General features: G+C 71.4%; 15 protein-coding genes. 6 read left to right on the top strand and 9 right to left on the bottom strand.

Translation table 11 applies throughout. The features are described from left to right. Positions 1-35 precede the first annotated feature (35 nt). Complete coding sequence (locus ABZ441_RS02685) at positions 36-491, top strand: MerR family transcriptional regulator (protein WP_358967303.1); 456 nt, start codon at positions 36-38, stop codon at positions 489-491. A 4-nt stretch (positions 492-495) separates the two neighbouring features. Beyond that, positions 496-1,515 carry an aldo/keto reductase gene (locus ABZ441_RS02680; RefSeq protein WP_358967300.1) on the top strand — a complete coding sequence of 340 codons (1,020 nt, stop codon included), beginning with the start codon at positions 496-498 and terminating at the stop codon, positions 1,513-1,515. A gap of 85 nt (positions 1,516-1,600) precedes the next feature. Here the strand turns inward: ABZ441_RS02680 and ABZ441_RS02675 are convergent, their stop codons facing one another. Together ABZ441_RS02675 and ABZ441_RS02670 are read right to left on the bottom strand one after the other, a co-directional pair. Next, positions 1,601-2,623: an ABC transporter permease subunit gene (locus ABZ441_RS02675; protein ID WP_358967297.1), complete on the bottom strand. Its 1,023-nt coding sequence runs from the start codon at positions 2,621-2,623 to the stop codon at positions 1,601-1,603. Beyond that, positions 2,620-3,606, bottom strand: coding sequence for an ABC transporter ATP-binding protein (locus ABZ441_RS02670; protein ID WP_358967294.1), 987 nt, complete (start codon positions 3,604-3,606; stop codon positions 2,620-2,622). The genes ABZ441_RS02675 and ABZ441_RS02670 overlap by 4 nt, the downstream gene beginning before the upstream one ends. Before the next feature lie 205 nt (positions 3,607-3,811). Here ABZ441_RS02670 and ABZ441_RS02665 point away from each other — a divergent pair, with 205 nt between their 5' ends. Together ABZ441_RS02665 and ABZ441_RS02660 are read left to right on the top strand one after the other, a co-directional pair. Continuing rightward, the gene (locus ABZ441_RS02665) at positions 3,812-5,029 is read left to right on the top strand and encodes a histidine kinase (RefSeq protein WP_358967292.1); all 1,218 of its coding nucleotides are present in this window, start codon (positions 3,812-3,814) and stop codon (positions 5,027-5,029) included. Continuing rightward, positions 5,026-5,682: a response regulator transcription factor gene (locus tag ABZ441_RS02660; RefSeq protein WP_358967289.1), complete on the top strand. Its 657-nt coding sequence runs from the start codon at positions 5,026-5,028 to the stop codon at positions 5,680-5,682. The genes ABZ441_RS02665 and ABZ441_RS02660 overlap by 4 nt, the downstream gene beginning before the upstream one ends. Positions 5,683-5,723: 41 nt before the next feature. Here ABZ441_RS02660 and ABZ441_RS02655 read toward each other — a convergent pair whose 3' ends face one another. The 6 genes from ABZ441_RS02655 to ABZ441_RS02630 all read right to left on the bottom strand — a co-directional run bounded on the left by ABZ441_RS02655 (position 5,724) and on the right by ABZ441_RS02630 (position 12,533). After that, positions 5,724-6,926, bottom strand: coding sequence for an acyltransferase (locus ABZ441_RS02655; protein ID WP_358967538.1), 1,203 nt, complete (start codon positions 6,924-6,926; stop codon positions 5,724-5,726). A 2-nt stretch (positions 6,927-6,928) separates the two neighbouring features. After that, positions 6,929-7,972 carry an alpha/beta hydrolase gene (locus ABZ441_RS02650; protein ID WP_358967286.1) on the bottom strand — a complete coding sequence of 348 codons (1,044 nt, stop codon included), beginning with the start codon at positions 7,970-7,972 and terminating at the stop codon, positions 6,929-6,931. A gap of 165 nt (positions 7,973-8,137) precedes the next feature. Further along, positions 8,138-8,818 (bottom strand): response regulator transcription factor, encoded by a 681-nt coding sequence (locus tag ABZ441_RS02645; RefSeq protein WP_358967285.1) that lies wholly within the window; start codon positions 8,816-8,818, stop codon positions 8,138-8,140. Continuing rightward, positions 8,815-10,164 carry a sensor histidine kinase gene (locus ABZ441_RS02640; RefSeq protein WP_358967282.1) on the bottom strand — a complete coding sequence of 450 codons (1,350 nt, stop codon included), beginning with the start codon at positions 10,162-10,164 and terminating at the stop codon, positions 8,815-8,817. Before ABZ441_RS02640 ends, ABZ441_RS02645 begins: the two co-directional genes overlap by 4 nt. A gap of 135 nt (positions 10,165-10,299) precedes the next feature. Next, on the bottom strand, positions 10,300-11,214 hold the full coding sequence (locus ABZ441_RS02635) for a DUF4429 domain-containing protein (RefSeq protein WP_358967279.1): 915 nt from the start codon (positions 11,212-11,214) through the stop codon (positions 10,300-10,302). 107 nt (positions 11,215-11,321) lie between these two features. Next, the gene (locus tag ABZ441_RS02630; RefSeq protein WP_358967276.1) at positions 11,322-12,533 is read right to left on the bottom strand and encodes an alpha/beta hydrolase; all 1,212 of its coding nucleotides are present in this window, start codon (positions 12,531-12,533) and stop codon (positions 11,322-11,324) included. 1,033 nt (positions 12,534-13,566) lie between these two features. Here ABZ441_RS02630 and ABZ441_RS02625 point away from each other — a divergent pair. Then, complete coding sequence (locus ABZ441_RS02625; RefSeq protein ID WP_358967273.1) at positions 13,567-13,998, top strand: peptidase inhibitor family I36 protein; 432 nt, start codon at positions 13,567-13,569, stop codon at positions 13,996-13,998. A gap of 80 nt (positions 13,999-14,078) precedes the next feature. On the opposite strand, the gene aceE is transcribed toward ABZ441_RS02625, so the two are convergent. Beyond that, positions 14,079-16,811: a pyruvate dehydrogenase (acetyl-transferring), homodimeric type gene (aceE, locus tag ABZ441_RS02620; protein WP_358967271.1), complete on the bottom strand. Its 2,733-nt coding sequence runs from the start codon at positions 16,809-16,811 to the stop codon at positions 14,079-14,081. Positions 16,812-17,293: 482 nt separating this feature from the next. On the opposite strand from aceE, the gene ABZ441_RS02615 reads away from it, so the two are divergent. Next, a complete protein-coding gene (locus ABZ441_RS02615) occupies positions 17,294-17,731 on the top strand; it encodes a DUF3052 domain-containing protein (RefSeq protein WP_031092598.1) in 438 nt (145 codons plus the stop codon). The last annotated feature ends 114 nt before the right edge of the window (positions 17,732-17,845 follow it).

Here is a 17,845-nt window from a genome sequence, read left to right as displayed (position 1 = left end):
GCTTGGAGTGCACTCCAAGGTTCTAGCGTGGAGGCATGACGGTGATGGAGAGCACTTCCGCACGGACGGACACCTGCGCCTCGGCCCCGAAGGCGCATCCGCGGCCCGAGGGCCAGGACCGCTACACCATCAGCGAGGTCGTGGCCTTCAGCGGGCTCACCGCCCACACGTTGCGCTGGTACGAGCGGATCGGGCTGATGCCGCACGTCGACCGCTCCCACACCGGCCAGCGGCGTTTCAGCAACCGCGACCTGGACTGGCTCGCCTTCGTCGGCAAGCTGAGGCTGACCGGCATGCCGGTCGCCGACATGGTCCGGTACGCCGAACTGCTCCGCGAGGGCGACCACACCTTCACGGATCGGCAGGAGCTGCTGGAGGCGACCCGACGCGACGTGAGGACACGGATCGCGGAGCTCCAGGGGACCCTGGCCGTCCTCGACTTCAAGATCGACTTTTACAGCGGCGCCCGTACGGCGTCGGAAAGGGTCTGACGACATGAGTGACACCGGAAAGATCGCGACAGCGGAGCTCGGTACCGGAGGCCCGCAGGTCGGCGTGCAGGGACTCGGCTGCATGGGGATCAGCGAGTTCTACGGGGACACCGACGAGGCGGCCGCCCGGGACACCCTGGAAGCCGCGCTGGAAGTGGGCGTGACGCTCTTCGACACCGCAGACATCTACGGGAGCGGGGCCAACGAGACGTTCCTCGCGCCGTTCGTGGGGGCACACCGCGACGAGATCACGCTGGCGACGAAGTTCGCCATCGAGCGGAGCGACACCGACCCGAACTACCGCGGGGTGCGCAACGACCCGGCGTACATCCGCCAGGCCGTCGAGGCCAGCCTGCGCCGGCTGGGCACCGATGTCATCGACCTCTACTACATGCACCGCCGCGATCCTCTCGTGCCGTTCGCCGACTCGGTGGGGGCGATGGCCGAGCTGGTGAAGGAGGGCAAGGTCAAGCAGCTCGGACTGAGCGAGGTGACCGGGGCCGAACTCCGCGAGGCGCACGCCGTGCACCCGATCGCGGCCCTCCAGTCCGAGTGGTCCCTCTTCAGTCGCGACGTGGAGCGCAGCGCCGTTCCCGCCGCCGTCGAGCTCGGGGTGACGCTCGTCCCGTACTCGCCGCTCGGCCGAGGATTCCTGACCGGCGCGTTCGCGGACGCCGCCAAGGACCTGACGCAGGACGACTTCCGCAAGCACCAGCCCCGCTTCACCGGCGAGAACGCGAAGACCAACGCCGCGCTGCTGGAGCCGGTGCACAAGATCGCGGCCGCACACGGCGCGACGGCCGCGCAGATCGCCCTGGCCTGGGTGCAGCAGCGGGCCCAGGTGCACGGCCTGACCGTGGTGCCGATCCCGGGCACGCGTAAGCGCAGCCGTCTGCTGGAGAACACCGGAGCGACCCGGCTGACCCTGACCGAGCAGGAGCTCCGGACGCTGGAGCCCATCGCTGACCAGGTGGCGGGCGACCGCTACCCGGACATGAGCAACACGGCCACCGCGCGCGAGTAGGCGGCACGGACACCCGGCACGTGACCGGCGGCCGAGGAGGACCTGGCGATCCAGGCCCTCCTCGGCCGGCGCACGACCTCCCCCGTCACAGGAGACGCTTGCGGCCCCAGACGATGACGAAGGTGACGACGGCCGCGCTGAGGGCGAGCATGATGCCGGCCCCGAGCCACTGCATCGTCTGCATCTGGGAGACGTCGAGATAGTCGAGGGACCAGCCGATGACGTGCTTCGACTCCAGGCAGGCGGTGTGCGCCCGGTCGTTCTCGATCTGATCGAGACAGGTGGTCCACTCCAGGCGGTCACCGGAGCTGGTGAGGAAGTAGGTGCCCTGTCCCTGCTGCTCCGCCTGGTCAGGCAGGTCCGGCGGTACCAGGCCGGGCCCGACGCCCTTGTGGGTGTTGATCGACATGACGTGCCCCAGGCTTCGCCAGAGTTCGCTCCAGACGAACCCGATGGCCACGACGATGCCGAGGGTGACCACCATCGACACCAGCGTGCGGCGCAGGACCAGGCCGACCGCCACGCCCACGGTGAACGTGAGGAGGGCGTAGGCCACCGGTACGACCCCCGTGACGCTGAAGAAGGTGGTCCAGATGAGGGCCTCGGAAAGCCCCTTGAGCGGGTTCCACCACCAGGTGAACACGGCGGTGAGCACTCCGGTCGACAGAGTGAGTGTCGCGGCGGGCACGGCGAGCTTCGTGACGAGCCACCGCAGTCGGCTGACGGACTGTGAGGTCACCAGCTTGGCGGTGCCGGTCTCCAGGTCGCCCGCGACGAGCGGAGCTCCGAGCAGGACACCGGCGAGGACGGGGATGTAGCTGAAGTAGCTCCCGATGGCGTGCAGACGGTCGACGTGGGTCTCGAACTCGGGGGGCAGGCCGCCCGACTTCCGCGAGGTCGCGGCCTGGGCGGCCAGGAAGTCCATCGTCTGCCCGCGCAGGTAGGCCAGGACGAGTACGCCGACGAGCATGGCGGCGACGAGCGTCCAGAGCGCCGCGCGGTGCTGGCGCCACACGAGCCATACCGGACCGCCGAGCCGGGGGACCCAGCTGCTCCGCAGGCTTCCGGCGGGCTCCGTACGGGCCGGGTCACGAGTGAGGGTGGTCATGCGGTCACAGCCTTCTGCCGGTCGCGGGCGATGATGTCCTGGATGTCGCCGACCTGGGCGCCGGGGGCGATCAGCGGCGGTGCGTCGGGTGAGCGCAGATACGCGAGCAGAAGCTCCTCCAGAGTGGGGGGTTCCGCCCGCCCGCCGTACTCGACCGGCCCGCCGAGACGCACCAGGACGCCCGCCCGGCCCTCGCCGCTGTGCGTGTCGATGACGTGGTGCGGGGCGACGACCGGGGACGGGCCGCTTCCCGCGACGTCGAGCAGGGCGTGGGCGGCGCGGAGTTCGTCGACCTCGCCCGCGAGACGCAGCCCGCCGTTCGCGATGACGAGCAGGTAGTCGCAGATGTACTGGAGTTCGGCGAGCATGTGCGAGGACACCAGCACCGTCGTGCCGTGCTGGGCGGCCTCCTGCGTGAGCGTGGTCATGAGCTCACGGCGCACCAGCGGGTCCAGGTCGGACATCGGCTCGTCGAGGACGAGCAGATCCGGGCGCTTCCCGAAGGCCAGGGCGAAGGCGACGCGGGTGCGCTGACCGCCGGACAGTGTTCCGACCTTCGCCCCCATCGGCACCTGACCCGCGTGGACGATGCCCTCGGCGACCCCCTGGTCCCAGCGGGGGTTGAACTCGTGGCCGAGCCGTAGCGTCTCGGCCACCGTGAAGCGCCGGAACAACGGCTTCTCCTGGGTCAGGAACGCCGTGCGCAGGACCGCCTCCGTCGACCCCGGTGCCGTGCCGAACACACGCAGGGTGCCCGTCGTCGGCCGGATCATGTTGTTGGCCAGACCCATCAGCGTGCTCTTGCCGGCGCCGTTCGGGCCGACGAGCCCGCAGACCCGCCCGGCCGGCAGCCGGAAGGACACGTCCTGGAGCGCCCAGCCGCGCCGGTACTTCTTGCCGAGCCCGTGGGCCTCGATCGCCGGCTCGCCGAGGGGAGGTCCGAACCCCGTTCCGCCTGCGTGGTGCGTTCCTGAGTGGTCCATGCGTGGCTCCTGTGCGTGTGGGGAGGGGCGACCGTGTGCGTGGGGGCCACCTCGTGCGTGGGGGAGAGGCCGCCTTGTACAGTCGCGAGCGCCGTCCGGTGGAGACCACTCTTCTCCGCCGCGCCCCGCGGCGGATCGGGCGAAAGACAGATCATGCGAAGCCGACTCCGACTTTCGGCCGGTCGGCGGGAGAGCGAAGAGGGAGATGCTGGAGACGGTGAACGCGGCGGCGGCACCCACGACCACGCGAGGGATGCGGCGTCTGCTGCTCCTGCCCGTCACGGTCCAGCTGCTGCTGGCGGGGTCCCTGGCCGTTCTCGTCGTGATGGACTGGATGGGCGGCATCTACTGGACCCCCGGGCGGCCGGACGAGCTCGGTTCCGCCAAGCTGGCCGGCGCCCTGCTGTGCGGGATCCTCGCGGTCGTCTCGCCCCGGCTCGGTGACCGGGCGCTCCCGGCGATCGCCGGCGTGTTCGCGGCCGCGTCGCTCTGCTTCTCGGCCGCGATGCACCTCACGCTGTCGGTCGGCTCGCAGGCGCTCGGCTTCGCCGAGCCGGCCGCCCTGGTGTGGCTCCTGCTGCTCGTCGCGCGACGGGGGAAGCCGTCATGGGCCGCGGTGGCCGTCCCCCTGCTGCTCATGGCGATCGTGCTGCGGCCGGTGTCGATCTCGTTGAGGCAGACCACCACGATCATGGCGCTGTTCCTCGCCCTGGTGGCGGTCACGGCGCTGGGCATCGGCCTCGGGATGCGCCTGCTCCTCGTGGACCGGCGGCGGCAGGCGGCGGCTCTGAAACTGGAGCAGCGGACGGAGTTCGCCAGGGACCTGCACGACTTCGTCGCCCACCACGTCACCGGCATCGTCGTACAGGCGCAGGGAGCTCAGGCGATCGCGGACCGCCGGCCCGACATGGTGCCGCCCGCGCTGGAGCGGATCGAGCAGGCGGGCTCCGAGGCGCTGGCCTCCATGCGGCACATGGTGGGGATGCTGCGTGGCGCCGACGGAGAGGTGGCACTGGCGCCGCTCGCGGGGATCGGTGAAGTGCGTTCCCTGGTCGAGGAGTTCGGGGCCGTCGGTGGCGCGCGGGCCCGGCTCGAACTGGAAGGGACCTTCGACGGCCTTCCGGTGGAGGTGACCAGCACCGTGCACCGGGTGGTGATGGAGGCCCTCACCAACGTACGCAAGCACGCCCACGGATGCACCGAGGTGCTGGTGCGCGTGGACCGCTCGGCGGACCGGGTCACCGTGCGGGTCAGCGACGACGGACGGCCGCGCCACGTCTCGCACAGCGGCTTCGGGCTGAAGGGACTGGCCGAGCGGGTCGGACTGATCGGCGGAAGCGTCCAGGCCGGGCCGGTGACGGCCGGCGGCTGGGGCGTCGAGGCGACCCTCCCGGTGACCGCGGCGGCGGTGGCCGCCGCATGACGATCCGCGTGCTGATCGCAGACGACCAGGCCATGGTCCGGGCCGGGTTCGCGATGATCCTCGCCGCCGAGGACGACATCGACGTCGTCGCGGAGGCCGCCGACGGGGTGTACGCCGTCGAACTCGCCGAGCGCCACCGGCCCGACGTGGTGCTGATGGACATCCGCATGCCCCGCATGGACGGGCTGGAGGCCCTGCGCAGGCTGACCCGGCCGGGCACGGTGAACCCGCCGAAGGTCGTCGTGGTCACGACGTTCGACGACGACGAGTACGTCCAGCGGGCCCTGGGCGAGGGCGCCTCCGGTTTCCTGCTCAAGGACTCCGGCCCCGCCCTGCTGGTCGAAGCGATCAGGGCCGCCGCCTCGGGGGAGGCGCTGGTGAGCCCCGCCATCACGGTCCGGCTGCTGCGGCAGCTCAACAGCGCGCCGGCCCGGTCCAGGGAACCGCACACCGCCCTCTCCGCGCGGGAGAGCGATCTCGTACGCCTGGTGGCCAGAGGGCTGACCAACGCCGAGATCGCCACCGAACTGACCATCTCCGTGGGCACGGTGAAGACCCACCTCGGTAACGTGCAGACCAAACTGTCCGCCCGCAACCGCGTGGAGATCGCCGCCTGGGCCTGGGAATCCGGCCTGGTCGACGGGCAACGGTAAGCCCTCTTCCTGCCGTCCGGGGCCGGCCCGGACGGTGTGCCTCACGCCAGCCGCAGGGCGAAGACCGCGAAGCCCGCCGCGAGCAGCCCCGCGGCTGCCCGGCGGACGTTCCCGGCTCGGTCGCCCGTCTCCCAGGGTTCCTCGAACCGGCGGGCGTACCGCGCGATCAGCACCAGCAGAGCGGCGAACAGCGGCATCCACGCTGACCGCGCCACGATCCAGCCGACCGAGTCCGGGCTCGTCGTCAGCCCCGGCACCACACCGGCGAACGACGCCGGGACCGCCGCGGCCAGCATCGCCGTCTGGTGCCAGCACAGGATCGTCATCGCCGACAGGTTGATCACCACCACGGGGGCCCACAGGGCGGGACGGCGCAGCGCCCGGCCGATCCGGCCGTGCAACAGGACCGCCGCACCGCACTGCGCCGAGGCCAGCGCGAGGACCAGCAGCGACGGCGGATGCGAGTTGGTCCGCGCCTCACCCGGTACGCCGACCATCGACGCCGGATAGTGGAAGGCGAGCAGCAGCACGGCGAAGAGGGCCGTGCCACCGACGAGCAGGAGCCGGGCGCCGCGCCGGGAGAGACGGCCCTGCCCCCAGCACACACCGAGCTGATACGCGAAGAGCCAGCCCGGAAGGATGTTCAGCACCCCCACCCAGGACGGCACGGCGTCCGCGTACGGCCCGTAGCGCAGGAAGTCGACCACGGCGACCGAACCGATCAGCGGGGCGGCCGCCCAGCCGCCGAACCTCCGGGCCAGGCGCACGCAGCAGGGTGTGAGCGCCGTGACCACGGCGTACACCCCGACGAACCAGAGCGGCTGGATCACCAGCTTCGCGCCCGTACGCAGGGTGTCCTCGGGCACGCCGGCGGCGTACAGCACCGGGATCAGCAGTGCCCAGACGGCTGTCACACCGAGCACCGGTCTGCCCAGCCGGACCATCCGGCCGCGCAGCCACGCCCCGGTCGTCGACGGCCTGCGGTGGTGAGAGAGGACGGAGGCGTAGCCGCCGACCAGGAAGAAGACGCCCAGCATCTGGAGCACCCAGCTCACCGGGGCGAACCCGGCGAACGCGGAGAGCGGGCTGGCGTTGTGCAGGGCACCGTCGCCGTCCCGGGTGAACCCTCCGAGGAGCCAGTGACCGGCGGGCACCGCCATCAGCGCGAGGGCGCGCAGCCCGTCGACCGCCCGGTCGCGGTGGGCCGGGGTGGACGCGTCGATCCGGGAGGCCAACTGCCGCACGCTCACCGGGAGTCCCCCTCGGCGATGGCCGCGAAGGCGCGGAGCGAGTCCGTGCCGGGAGCGAAGTAGCCGGTGTGGCCCTTCGCGTCCTGGGCGGGCACCCGGTGGGCCCCGAACGCCTCGTCGGCAGGGTCGGCGCCGTGCCCGAGACCGGCCACCCGCATATGCGGCACGTCGTCGATCCAGTCGGTGTCGTCCTTGGCGGCCCAGACACGCGCCCCGGTGCGCAGACCGGCGACGTCGTCGGCGCGCATCCCGGGGGAGCCGAGCACGACGAGATCCGTGGCGCCGAGGTCCGACGCCGCCAGCCCGCACACCACCGAGCCGTAGCTGTGGCAGAACACGACGGGCGAGGGCAGACCGTCGGCTGCCAGCCCCTCGGTGAACCGGGTCAGCCGCCCGGCACCGGCCTCGGCCAGGCCGCCGGTCGCCGCGTCCAGGCCGACTCCGACCGGGGTGGTGTAACCGGCCCATGCGATCACCGCGTTGCCGGGTCCCGTCTCCGCGTACAGCGACTTCGCCATGCCCGCCGGAGTGCCGTACACGTCGACGCGCCGGTCGAAGGTCCCGGCGTCGATGTCCGACCCGGGTACGACGACGGACACGTGCCGCGCGGAGCGCAGGTCCCCGAACACCTCGGCGACCTGGCCGCGGCCTCGCGGATCGAACGCCAGGATCCGTCGGCCGGGCGCGGCGAGACGGGCGTGGCGGGGATCGTGAGAGGCCCGCAGGGCACGGGCGTTGGCGTGGTAGCGCAGCTCCAGGGGCACCCCGTCCAGATTGCCGACGACCAACGGGTGCCGCTCCAGCAGTTCCTGCTGCTCCGAGGCGCTCAAACCGCTGAAGAACGCCCGTACTTGTTCCGGGTCCGTGCGGGCCGGGTCGGGCAGCTCCCGCCCCAGCACCCCGTCGGCACGCCACGAACTGCTGCCGGGCGGGGGGCCCGTCACCGCCCGCTGGGTGCCCCCGGACGCCCAGCCGACCGTGCCCGCCACCGCTGTGACCGCCAGCGCGACCGCGGCCAGTGTCCTCGTGAACCGGCGCATCGTGCCCTCCCCTGCCGCTCGCGCACACCGTTCGGTGTGCGGAGGAGGAAAGTAGGAAGGAGACGCGTGACAGGGCGTCACCCCACGGAGCCAACTGCCCGGTGCTACCCGAGTAGGGGACGTACGGGGGGACAGCCCCACCCCGCGCCGGGTGGTACCGGGAAGCTACGCGCCCCCCGGGGCCACCAGCCCCGACTCGTACGCGAAGATCACGGCCTGCGCCCGGTCGCGCAGGCCGAGCTTGGCCAGCACCCTGCCGATGTGGGTCTTCACCGTCTGCTCGGCCAGCACCAGCCGCGCCGCGATCTCCTGGTTCGACAGGCCACGGGCGATCAGCTCCAGGACCTCCGTCTCACGCGGTGTCAGAGCGTTCAGCCGCAGCGCCGGTCCGCCGGACGGTGCCGCGGGCCGCTGACGTGCGAAGTCGGCGATGAGCCGCCGGGTCACGGACGGCGCGAGCAGCGCGTCGCCCGCCGCCACGACCCGTACCGCCGAGATCAGGTCCGCGGGCGGGGCGTCCTTCAGGAGGAACCCGGACGCCCCGGCGCGCAGCGCCTCGTAGACGTAGTCGTCGACGTCGAACGTGGTGAGCATGAGGACCTTCGGCCGGTGGACGACACCCACCGGCGGGTCCAGCAGCTCGCGGGCGGCGGCCAGCCCGTCCATCTCCGGCATCCGGACGTCCATCAGGACCACGTCCGGGTGCACCGTCCTGCTGACCGCGACGCCCTTGCGCCCGTCCGGGGCCTCGCCCACCACGTCGATGTCGCTCTGCGCCGCGAGCAGAGCGGCGAACCCGGCCCGCACCATGGCCTGGTCGTCGACGATGATCACGCGGATGGTCACAGTTCCTCCGGAGTCACGGATGCCGACGGCGGCCGAAGCGGCGGCAGCGGGAGCCGCGCGGCCACCCGGTAGCCCCCGTCCGGCAGCGGGCCGGTGTCGAGTGTGCCGCCGGTCAACCGTACGCGTTCCCGCATGCCGACCAGCCCGTGTCCGGTCCCCGACGCCTCCAACGGCGAACCCGGTCGCCGTGCCCGGTCGTTGACGACCAGCACGGTCAGATGGCCGTCGCGCGCGGTGACCGACACCCGGGTCCGCGCCCCCGGAGCGTGCCGGACCACGTTGGCCAGCGCCTCCTGCACGATGCGGTACGCCGTCAGATCCACCGCCTGCGGTACCCCGCCCCGCTCCACCGCCTCCGCCACGTCCGCCGCCATCGACAACTCGGCCGGGAGCCCCGCCCGCACCGTCGCCTCCACCAGCTGCTGAACCCGGTCGAGACCGGGCTGCGGGACCAGCTCACCCCGGCTGCCGTCACTGCGGAGCACCGACAGCAGCCGGCGCATCTCGGTCAGGGACTCCCGGGCGCCCGCCGCGATCGACGCGAACTCCGCCCGCACCTCCTCGGACATCCCCCCGATCCGGTACGGAGCCGAGTCCGCCTGGACGGTGATCACCGACATGTGGTGCGCGACCACGTCGTGGAGCTCACGGGCGATCCGGGTGCGCTCCTCCAGCAGCGTCCGCTGCGCCCGCTCGGCCTCGCTGATCGTCTCCTGCTCGACGAGCCGTCGCTGGGCCTCGCTCCGCTCCCGTACCGCCGCCCCGATCACCAGCACCACCCCGCCGAGGACGAACAGCAGAAGCGCGCTGCCGTCCCGGTGCGAGGGCGCGATCAGGTCCAGCAGCAGCCCGGCCGCGCCCGTCGCAAGCCACACTCCGATCACCGTGCGACGGCTCTCCCGCAGGCCGAGTGCCAGCAGCACGAACAGATAGCCGACGGTGGCCGGCGGGGTCCACGGCCAGATGACGCCCTGGTACTCCGGCCGCCCCAGCATCACCAGCGCGCCCACGACGTCCGCGGTGAAGACGATCCACCAGGCCTGCAGAGGCCGGTGCGCCAGCATGAGCAGGGGTGCGGCCTGTCCGACGGCGAGGGCTCCGGCGAGTGGGCCGGGCACCCCGTAGTCGCCCGTCAGCACCTGGATCGTGACGGGGACGAAGACGGCGGTGAGCGCGACCACCACGGCGTACGGCAGCAGCCGCAGCCAGCGGCGCGGCGACCCGGCGAACAGCGGGGTCGGCGGATGGGACGCGTGGGACAGACCGTGGGCGAGCTCGCGCAGATTGCGGCGGGCGGCGCTCAGCAGACCGTCGGCGGGCGGGGGGCCGGCAGGGGACGTGGTCATGGTCGGGTCAGACTAGGCACCAAGTGCGCCGCGCGGCGTCATACCCGAGGGCCGGGCGCCGGCCCCCGGCCCCGTACCCGGGTAGGGGGCCGGGGCGGGTACCGCGATGCGGACGGCACACGGCCCGGGGCCCGCCTACAGCTCGGCGAGCAGCTCCGCCTTCTTCGCGCTGTACTCCGCGTCCGTGACCAGCCCCGCCTGGTGCAGGTCCCCCAGGTGGTGCATCCGCTCGGCGATGTCCGCCGGGTCACGCCTCGCGCCGCCCACCGGGACGGGTGCCGTGGCGACGGGCACCGACTGGGTCCGGCGCACGGACTCCAGGACCGCCGCCGCGAAGGGCAGCGACTCGTGCACCGGTCCGTAGCCCAGGCCGAAGACGACGGCGGCGGGGTCCTGGTCCGGCTGGGCCCGGCCCACGGACGGCTGCGCGGCGCCCGGGGCGGCATCCGGTGCGGGGGCGCCCGCGTCGGTGCCCCGTGGCACCAGCCGGAGATACCCCTCGAACGCCTCGGGTGAACGCCACTCGACCCCACCCAGGTCCGCTACGGGGAACGCCTGGTCGCCCGCCTTCCACTTGGCGCTCGACGCACCCGTCCAGAACCACCGGAACGAGACCAGGGACCCGTCGAAGCCGGCCCGGCCGTCGTACGCCTTGAAGTGCATCGGCGCCTCGGGGGCCGTCACCAGGAAACCGTCGGCCGGACGGGATGCCTCGGGGCCGAGCACGGCGCGAAGCTCATCGGCGTAGTACTCGGCGAGCGTCTCACGTTCGGCGGGCAGCACCAGACGGTAGGGGTCGCTGCTCTCCTTGAGCTGTCCGGCCGCGGCCTCCAACAGCGGATCGGCACCGGGTCTCGGCACCGCGTGCAGGACCACCGTGCCCCGCTTGCCCGGGGTCAGCGTCACCGAAGACAACGCCGCGTACGGTATGCGGCGTTCGCGCAGGCTCTGGAAGAGCCTCGGTGTGCGGATTCCCCGTTCGAAGCGGATGAGCACGGAGTCGGTGTCGAACTCCCAGGTGGCATGAATTCCGGCCAGCACATCACCCATGTGCCTCATCGTATGTGGCACAGGCCCGGACGTCCCCCTTCGGTACTGGCGAAATCGGGCAGGCCGTTCGCCGCTCTCTACGCGCGTCAGACGTATTTCTACGCGCGTCAGGTCTCCGACTCGCCGGAAATCTCCCGGTGGCACGCATCGTCGGTGCTCGCGCAGCTGACCGAGTCATAGGCACCCACACCGATCGCGGCGAAGTTGCTGAGGCTCTCCGTACCCGGCTCGAAATAGCCGCTGTGCCCGCTCGCACCGCTCGCCGACACGATCCGCGCGCCGAAGGACGGGTCGACCGGATCGGCGCCGTGCCCGAGCCCGCCGACCTCCATGTTCGGCACGTCCTCGATCCAGTCGTCACCGTCCCGCATCGCCCACACCCTGGCCCGCGTCCTCAGCCCTTCGGCGCTGTCCGCCCGCATCCCGGGACTGCCCGCGACCGCGATGTCGGACACCCTGGACGGCAGCTCGTGTGCGGCCACACCGCACAGCACGGAGCCGTAGCTGTGGCAGAACAGCGAGACGTCCGAGGTGCCGGGCAGCGCCTCGACGAGGGCGTTCAGCCGCAGCGCGCCTTCCGTCGCGAGCCCGCCCAGCGCGGCGTCCATGCCGATGCCGGCGGGTGCCGTGTAGTCGGCCCACGCGACGACCGCCGTACGCGAAGCGGGACGGGCCGAGCGCTCCGCGCCGTACAGCGACTGCGCCATGCCGACGGGCGCGGCGTTCTTCTTGGTGCCCGTGCGCTCCAGCGTCAGAAGACTCGTGTCGACGCCGGGCACGACGACGGAGACCCGCTCGGCCCCGTCGAGGTCGCCGAACACCTCGGCGGCCCGGCCGCGCCCCGAAGGGTCGAAGGTGAGGATCTGCCGGTCACCGGCGAGCAGGGAACGGAAGCGGTCCAGTCGGAGCACAGCCTGATGGCGTCCGTCCGGCGAGAGCTTCGTGTCCTGAGCCCGCTGTTCCTCGGCCAGTTCCGCCTGCTCCAGGGCGTGACGGTTCGCCCGGTAGCGCAGGGTGACCGGTGCGCCGTTCAGATTTCCCACCACCAGCGGGTACTTGTCGGTCAGAGCGACCTGCTGGCCCGCCGTGAGCGTCGAGAAGAAGTGAGCCAGCCGGTTCGCGGGCGCGCTGACGTCAGGAAGGGCGTGACCAGCTATCCGGTCCTTCGCCCAGGAAGAGAGCGCGGTCTCGCGCGGCGCGGCTGCGTGCTGATGACGCACGGCGGTCCACCCGGTGGTCGCCAGCATCACGAACACGACCGCGATGGCGAGCAGAGCGCGCCATACGGTGAGCGTGGGTGAGGAGTCGAAGGAAGTCACTGCGCCCCACCCTAGGAGACGTGCGCACGGCGCCGTCGCAGGGGTGACGCGGATCACTCGACCGCGGGGAATTGACCGCCCGTCTCCTACTCTCCGTGTGCGCCGGATTCACACTGCGGTGCGCCGGAGGCCCGCCGGTCACTCGAAATGGCCCGGGGAGCGGGGGCATTGTGAGTTCGGCCATGCGGAGCCGGTGAGGGGTGCGGCACAGTCGTCCGGTTCGTGTAAAGGTGCGCCCGCGTAATGCCTCGGCTCCCCGGAAGCGCAGGTCCGGGCCGCTTCAGGTGGAGTTCGGCCGACTCCCGCCGTGCGTCCGCTCCCGGGTTCTTCCGTCGGCCCCTCGGCCGGTCGTGCCGCCCCCGGGCGACGCGGCTACGGCCGTCCGGGGGCGCGGACTCGCCTCGGTGCGCCCTTCACGCTCCGCGACCGGCGGAGCGGCACGCCGCTACGGGTCGATGCGTGCCGCCGCGTAGGGAGGCGTGTGCCGGGGGGCGATTCGGCCATCCGGTGGCCCCGCATCCGGAGTTAGTCGTTATGTTCCTTTTATGCCTCTGCGTGGGAGTGGCTCAGGTGCGCGTGAAGGCTCGACGCATTACCTCGAAAGGGGCGCCTTCGATGGGACGTTGACGCATCCCCGTGAGGGAGCGGGGGCACCCCGCCGGAGAGCGGAGCGACGATCACGGGTGTCGCCCATGACACGTTCGTGTCGCGCGCGAGCCCGGCTTCCTCGGCCGCCGGTACCGGCACGGCGGTCGCCGCCCGGTCCGCATGCGTGCCGAGCGCGGGGCCAACACCCGGGCGGGGACGGGTGCACGTCTCAGGCGAGCCCGCCGGCGACATCCGGACCGCCCCCGGGCGGCCCCGAGCCCCCGCGTCAACACAGCGCATCAAAAAGCCCCGTCGGACGTCCCGGCGGGGCTGTCGCCTATCAGGGTGGTCCGCTGCCCGGCCCCTTCCCGGCCCGCGCTTCCGCAGGTCAGAGTGCGGACATGGCGAGCCGCCCGGCTCGCTCGACCACGGGGGTTGATCCACCATGCGCACCACCGTCCTCGCCGCCACCCTGGCGGCCACCGCACTCGTCCCGGCCACCGCCCTGTCCTCGGGCGCCGCCGCACCGGCCGCCCACCGCGCGGCCACCACGCAGGAAAGCGCCCGCAGCGCACCGCGGGCCGCACCTGCCGGTCTCGCGCCGTGCGGCGCCGGGCAGCTCTGCCTGTGGGCGAAGCCCGACTTCTCGGGAGCCAGGCAGGCCCACGAGTTGTCCACCGTCGACATCGAGAGCTGCGTCCCGCTCCCGGCCGGCCGCAGCGCCCAGGCGCTCGTCAACCGCACCGGGCGCCCGGTCACGACCTTCCAGTCGGCCGAGTGCGCGGAGACCGGCGAGTTCGAGACGTACCCGGGTGGCGGCACCTGGGTGCCCCGGTCGCCGTACACGGTCAGGGCCTTCAAGATCTGGGAGAGCTGAGGGCCTGACGAGGGATCCGGGGACGCCGAAGGGCGGCGGCCCCTCGGGCCCGCCGCCCTTCTTCCGGAACTGTGTGTTCCCTACGCGTCACCGCCGGCCGGGCCGGGGCCGGCTGCGGCCACGTCCAGCAGCTCGTAGCGGTCGAGCGCGGTCTTCAGCGCCGAACGGTCGATCTTGCCTTCCTTCGCCAGCTCGGTCAGCACCGCGAGCACGATCGACTGCGCGTCGATGTGGAAGAAGCGGCGGGCCGCACCCCGGGTGTCCGCGAAACCGAAGCCGTCCGCACCCAGCGACTGGTACGCGCCGGGCACCCAGCGCGCGATCTGGTCGGGCACGGAACGCATCCAGTCCGACACCGCCACGAACGGGCCCTCGGAGCCGGAGAGCTTCTCCGTCACGTACGGGACGCGCTGCTCCTCCTCGGGGTGGAGCAGGTTGTGGCGCTCCACCTCCACTGCCTCACGGCGCAGCTCGTTCCAGGAGGTCGCCGACCACACGTCCGCCTTCACGTTCCACTCGTCGGCGAGGATCTGCTGGGCCTCGACCGCCCACGGGACCGCCACACCGGACGCCAGGATCTGGGCCGGGATCTGGCCCTTCTCGCCGCTGCGGTAGCGGTGCACGCCCTTGAGGATGCCCTCGACGTCCACGTCGGCGGGCTCGGCCGGGTGCTGGATCGGCTCGTTGTAGACGGTGAGGTAGTAGAAGACGTCCTCGGAGTCCTCGCCGTACATCCGGCGCAGGCCGTCCTTCATGATGTGCGCGATCTCGTACCCGAACGCCGGGTCGTAGGAGACGCAGGCCGGGTTCGTCGAGGCGAGCAGCTGCGAGTGGCCGTCCGCGTGCTGGAGGCCCTCACCGGTCAGCGTAGTGCGGCCGGCCGTCGCGCCCAGCACGAAGCCGCGCGACAGCTGGTCGGCCATCTGCCAGAACTGGTCGCCGGTCCGCTGGAAACCGAACATGGAGTAGAAGACGTACACCGGGATGAGCGGCTCACCGTGCGTGGCGTACGCCGAACCCGCGGCGATCAGCGAGGCGGTGCAGCCCGCCTCCGAGATGCCGTCGTGCAGCATCTGGCCGGTCGGCGACTCCTTGTACGCGAGCAGGAGCTCACGGTCGACCGACTCGTACTGCTGACCCAGCGGGTTGTAGATCTTCGCACTCGGGAAGAACGCGTCCATGCCGAACGTGCGGTACTCATCGGGGGCGATCAGCACGAAACGCTTGCCGATCTCCTTGTCCCGCATGAGGTCCTTCAGCACACGGACGAACGCCATCGTCGTGGCGATCGACTGCTGGCCCGAGCCCTTCTTCGCGGTCGCGTACGCCTTCTCGTCGGGAAGGGGCAGTGGCTTCGACCGCACCACACGCGTCGGGACGTAGCCGCCCAGACCCTGGCGGCGGTCGTGCATGTACTGGATCTCCTCCGAGTCGCGGCCCGGGTGGTAGTACGGCGGGTTGCCGTCCTCCAGCTGCTTGTCCGCGATAGGGATGTGCAGGCGGTCACGGAAGCGCTTGAGGTCGTCCGCCGTGAGCTTCTTCATCTGGTGGGTCGCGTTGCGGCCCTCGAAGTTCGGCCCGAGCGTCCAGCCCTTGACCGTCTGCGCCAGGATGACGGTCGGCTGACCCTTGTGGGCCTTGGCCGCCGCGTACGCCGCGTAGACCTTCCGGTGATCGTGGCCGCCGCGCCCCAGGTGCAGGATCTGCTGGTCGGACATGTCCTTGACCATGTCGCGCAGCCGCGGGTCGTCACCGAAGAAGTGATCGCGGATGTACGCGCCCGTCTCGGTGGCGTACGTCTGGAACTGGCCGTCCGGGGTGGTGTTCAGCTTGTTGACCAGGATGCCCGTGCGGTCCTGCGCGAGCAGCGGGTCCCAGCTGCGGTCCCAGACCAGCTTGATGACGTTCCAGCCGGCGCCGCGGAACTGCGACTCCAGCTCCTGGATGATCTTGCCGTTGCCGCGCACCGGGCCGTCGAGGCGCTGCAGGTTGCAGTTCACCACGAAGGTGAGGTTGTCCAGGCCCTCGCGGGCGGCGATGGACAGCTGGCCGAGCGACTCCGGCTCGTCCATCTCGCCGTCACCCAGATAGGCCCAGACGTGCGACTTGGAGGTGTCGGCGATGCCGCGCGCCTCCATGTAGCGGTTCATCCGCGCCTGGTAGATCGCGCCGAGCGGGCCGAGACCCATCGAGACGGTCGGGAACTCCCAGAAGTCCGGCATCGACCGCGGGTGCGGGTAGCTGGACAGCGCGTGCCCGGCCTTCGACTTCTCCTGGCGGAAGCCGTCGAGCTGGGCCTCGCTCAGCCGGTCGAGCAGGAAGGCGCGGGCGTAGATCCCCGGGGACGCGTGCCCCTGGAAGAAGATCTGGTCGCCGCCCAGGCCGTCGTCCTTGCCGCGGAAGAAGTGGTTGAAGCCCACGTCGTACAGCGAGGCGGAGGAAGCGAAGGTGGCGATGTGACCGCCGACACCGATCCCCGGACGCTGGGCCCGGGAGACCATCACCGCGGCGTTCCACCGCGTCGCGTTGAGGACCTTGCGCTCGATCTCCTCGTCGCCGGGGAAGAAGGGCTCGTCCTTCGTGGCGATCGTGTTGATGTAGTCGGTGCTGCGCATCTCGGGCACGGCCACGCGCTTCTCGCGCGCACGCTCGATGAGCCGGAGCATCAGATAGCGGGCCCGCTCGCGGCCGCGCTCGTCGACGGCGGCGTCGAGGGAGTCGAGCCATTCCTGGGTCTCTTCAGGATCGAAGTCCGGGACCTGGCTCGGAAGGCCGCCAATGATGATCGGGTTGCGATCGGATCCGGAAGCCACGCTGTTCCTTCGCTGTTCGGTGGTGCTCTTCGGGGCCTGGTTGCGGGAAACGTGCCCCCGGGATGGCTGCTGTACGCCGCCTCCATCGTGTACCGCGAGGACCGCAAACGTCATCTCTACTGTGGGGTAACACAAGGTTCCCGAGCGGCGTGTCCGGGAACGAGTATCAGCAGTACGAGGGCGGTCCCGCCCAAACCGCAACCATACGCCCAACCCGGCCAAGCGTTCCCAAAGCCCGTTCGAATCCGAATGGCGGATCGATACGGCATAAGCTGAGGAAGGACGTAAAGGGCCCGGACACCACTTCGGGCCCCGCAGGAGACATGCCGGTAGTTGCGGCGACGTGGCAGGGAACGTCACCGTTTAGGCGGTCTCGGACGCCGGGTACTTGCGCGATTCGCCGAGCCCGTGTGGACTACGGCCAACGCCCCGCGCACGCGCGTGGCTGAAGCATTTTCCGAAACATGATCAGGAGGCAACCCGTGAGCGCGACCGCGGACCACGCGGAGGAACGGACCAACACGGCCGCAAGGCTTGGGTTCGAACCCGGACAGGTGGTCCAGGAGATCGGCTACGACGACGACGTCGAGCAGGAGCTCCGTGAGGGCATTGAGGCCACAATCGGCCAGGAACTCGTCGACGAGGACTACGACGACGTCGCTGACGTCGTCCTGCTCTGGTTCCGCGACGAGGACGGCGACCTTACGGACGCGCTGGTGGATGCCATTGGTCTGATCGAGGACGGTGGGGCGGTCTGGCTGCTGACGCCCAAGACCGGCCGAGACGGATACGTCGAGCCGAGCGACATCAACGAGGCTGCCCAGACAGCTGGTCTCGCCCAGACCAAGAGCATCAGTGCGGGCAAGGACTGGACGGGCAGCCGTCTGGTCACCCCCAAGGGGGCCCCGGCCAAGCGCTGAGAGCTCTTCTACATCACCCGAGGCCCCCGACGGCACCCCACCGCCGGGGGCCTTTGCACGTGTGCGTACGGGCCTGCCGACGCTTCGCGGGGGACGCTGCGTAGGGTGGGTCTC

The sequence above is a fragment of the Streptomyces sp. NPDC005752 genome (genome assembly GCF_040630715.1).
Taxonomy (GTDB): Bacteria; Actinomycetota; Actinomycetes; order Streptomycetales; family Streptomycetaceae; genus Streptomyces.
The sequence above is the reverse complement of the archived record's forward strand: the minus strand, read 5'-3'. Positions and strand labels throughout refer to the sequence as shown.

Coding starts and splice junctions, on each gene's coding strand:
- ABZ441_RS02640 (WP_358967282.1), bottom strand. CDS start 10,164: ATGACCACGTCCCCTGCCGGCCCCCCGCCCGCCGACGGTCTGCTGAGC.
- ABZ441_RS02660 (WP_358967289.1), top strand. CDS start 5,026: ATGACGATCCGCGTGCTGATCGCAGACGACCAGGCCATGGTCCGGGCC.
- ABZ441_RS02680 (WP_358967300.1), top strand. CDS start 496: ATGAGTGACACCGGAAAGATCGCGACAGCGGAGCTCGGTACCGGAGGC.
- ABZ441_RS02635 (WP_358967279.1), bottom strand. CDS start 11,214: ATGGGTGATGTGCTGGCCGGAATTCATGCCACCTGGGAGTTCGACACC.
- ABZ441_RS02670 (WP_358967294.1), bottom strand. CDS start 3,606: ATGGACCACTCAGGAACGCACCACGCAGGCGGAACGGGGTTCGGACCT.
- ABZ441_RS02685 (WP_358967303.1), top strand. CDS start 36: ATGACGGTGATGGAGAGCACTTCCGCACGGACGGACACCTGCGCCTCG.
- ABZ441_RS02650 (WP_358967286.1), bottom strand. CDS start 7,972: ATGCGCCGGTTCACGAGGACACTGGCCGCGGTCGCGCTGGCGGTCACA.
- ABZ441_RS02665 (WP_358967292.1), top strand. CDS start 3,812: ATGCTGGAGACGGTGAACGCGGCGGCGGCACCCACGACCACGCGAGGG.
- ABZ441_RS02675 (WP_358967297.1), bottom strand. CDS start 2,623: ATGACCACCCTCACTCGTGACCCGGCCCGTACGGAGCCCGCCGGAAGC.
- ABZ441_RS02625 (WP_358967273.1), top strand. CDS start 13,567: ATGCGCACCACCGTCCTCGCCGCCACCCTGGCGGCCACCGCACTCGTC.